The organism is Leisingera sp. McT4-56, from assembly GCF_020514995.1.
Taxonomy (GTDB): domain Bacteria; phylum Pseudomonadota; class Alphaproteobacteria; order Rhodobacterales; family Rhodobacteraceae; genus Leisingera; species Leisingera aquaemixtae_A.
This window is the reverse complement of the sequence record NZ_JAJALF010000017.1, coordinates 112,501-115,187: the sequence shown is the minus strand read 5'-3', so window position 1 is coordinate 115,187 and position 2,687 is coordinate 112,501. Positions and strand designations below refer to the sequence as shown.

Annotated in this window: 1 tRNA gene and 2 rRNA genes (1 of these 3 running past the window's edge); all 3 read right to left on the bottom strand. The window is 54.9% G+C overall.

The features are described from left to right. A tRNA-Met gene (locus LHL23_RS17175) sits at window positions 1-77 on the bottom strand. A gap of 48 nt (window positions 78-125) precedes the next feature. Then, window positions 126-240, bottom strand: a 5S ribosomal RNA gene (rrf, locus tag LHL23_RS17170). Window positions 241-384: 144 nt separating this feature from the next. Continuing rightward, window positions 385-2,687 (bottom strand): 23S ribosomal RNA (locus LHL23_RS17165) (it continues 525 nt past the right edge of the window).

The following is a 2,687-nucleotide window of genomic DNA, read 5'->3' as shown; positions in this document are numbered from 1 at the left end:
TGGTTGCGGGAGCAGGATTTGAACCTGCGACCTTCAGGTTATGAGCCTGACGAGCTACCTGGCTGCTCCATCCCGCGTCAGGTGATTGTGTATCGTTTTTGAGAGATGTTATTGGATTTTACTAGGTTTGGCGGTGACCTACTCTCCCAGGGCTTGAGCCCAAGTACCATCGGCGCGACAGTGCTTAACTTCCGGGTTCGGGATGGGACCGGGTGTTTCACTTGTGCTGTAGCCACCAAACCGAGAAAAATCCAGATGCCTTCGGCAGGTGGATTTGGTTACGTCACGGGACGTTTCCACAAGCGGAAGGCAGTACAATCAACGTTGTCCGTGTCAGTTAGGGATGTTTGCTTTCTGATTTCGTAACACTGTCTGTTACTGGATCAAATCAAGCCTATCGGGCGATTAGTACCGGTCAGCTGAACGCATTGCTGCGCTTACACCTCCGGCCTATCGGCGTGGTGGTCTTCCACGGCCCTCAGGGATACCTTGTTTTGAGGGGGGCTTCCCGCTTAGATGCCTTCAGCGGTTATCCTGTCCGATCATAGCTACCCAGCACTGCTATTGGCATAACAACTGGTCCACCAGTGGATCGTTCACCCCGGTCCTCTCGTACTAGGGGCAACTCCTCTCAAGTATCCTACACCCACGGCAGATAGGGACCGAACTGTCTCACGACGTTCTAAACCCAGCTCACGTACCTCTTTAAACGGCGAACAGCCGTACCCTTGGGACCTGCTCCAGCCCCAGGATGAGATGAGCCGACATCGAGGTGCCAAACACTGCCGTCGATATGGACTCTTGGGCAGTATCAGCCTGTTATCCCCGGCGTACCTTTTATCCGTTGAGCGATGGCCCTTCCACGCGGGACCACCGGATCACTATGGCCGACTTTCGTCTCTGCTCGACTTGTCAGTCTTGCAGTCAGGCTGGCTTCTGCCATTGCACTCAACGAGCGATTTCCGACCGCTCTGAGCCAACCTTCGCGCGCCTCCGTTACTCTTTAGGAGGCGACCGCCCCAGTCAAACTACCCGCCACGCAGGGTCCCGGATCCGGATAACGGACCGCGGTTAGACATCAAGAGTGCGAAGGGTGGTATCTCAAGGGAGGCTCCACCGGGACTTGCGTCCCGGCTTCGATGCCTACCACCTATCCTGCACATCACAATCCTGATGCCAGTGCGAAGCTGTAGTAAAGGTGCACGGGGTCTTTCCGTCTAACCGCGGGAAGCCTGCATCTTGACAGGCAATTCAATTTCGCTGAGTCGATGTTGGAGACAGCGGGGAAGTCGTTACGCCATTCGTGCAGGTCGGAACTTACCCGACAAGGAATTTCGCTACCTTAGGACCGTTATAGTTACGGCCGCCGTTTACCTGGGCTTCAATTCGGAGCTCTCACCCCTCCTTTTAACCTTCAGGCACCGGGCAGGCGTCAGACCCTATACGTCGCCTTGCGGCTTCGCAGAGCCCTGTGTTTTTAATAAACAGTCGCCACCCCCTGGTTTGTGCCCCCGGATCCAAGTTGCCTTGAACCCGGGCCTCCTTCTCGCGAACTTACGGAGGTATTTTGCCGAGTTCCTTCAACATCGTTCTCTCAAGCGCCTTGGTATTCTCTACCAGTCCACCTGTGTCGGTTTAGGGTACGGTCTGATGGAGGGCTATTTCCAGGGACCAATCAGCGGCCCGCCCAATCCGATAAGGGCGAACAACCTTCATGATCCGTCACATCCTCCTGGCTCAGGAATATTAACCTGATTCCCATCGCCTACGCCTTTCGGCCTCGGCTTAGGGGCCGGCTTACCCTGCTCAGATTAGCTTTAAGCAGGAACCCTTGGACTTTCGGCGAGAGTGTCTCTCACACTCTTTGTCGCTACTCATGTCATCATTCTCGCTAGTGATCTCTCCACCGGATGGCTCACGCCCCGGCTTCATCGAAAGCCTCTCTCCTCCAATGCATCCGGAGATGCTAAGGAGGAATGAGACTATGTCACACTACGCTCTGCTACCATGCACTATGTGCATCCTCGGCTTCGGCTCATGGCTTGAGCCCCGTTACATCTTCGCCGCAAGACATCTTGATTAGACCAGTGAGCTGTTACGCTATCTTTAAAGGATGGCTGCTTCTAAGCCAACCTCCTGGTTGTTTTGGACGTCTCACCTGCTTTCCCACTTAGCCATGAATTGGGGGCCTTAGCCGGAGGTCAGGGTTGTTTCCCTCTCCACGACGGACGTTAGCATCCGCCGTGTGTCTGCCATCTAGTACTCCCGGGTATTCGGAGTTTGGTTAGGATCAGTAAGCCTGTGGGGCCCCATTACCCATCCAGTGCTCTACCCCCCGGGGTATTCGGATGACGCTCTACCTAAATAGATTTCGCAGAGAACCAGCTATCTCCGAGTTTGATTGGCCTTTCACCCCTAGGCACAGCTCATCCCGATCCTTTTCAACGGATGTGGGTTCGGTCCTCCAGTGCGTGTTACCGCACCTTCAACCTGGCCATGCCTAGATCACTCGGTTTCGGGTCTGATCCCACGAACTCATGCGCCCTATTAAGACTCGCTTTCGCTGCGCCTCCGCCTAACGGCTTAAGCTTGCTCGTGAGACCAAGTCGATGACCCATTATACAAAAGGTACGCTGTCAGCCCTCAAGGGGCCTCCAACTGATTGTAGGCGTTCGGTTTCAGGTACT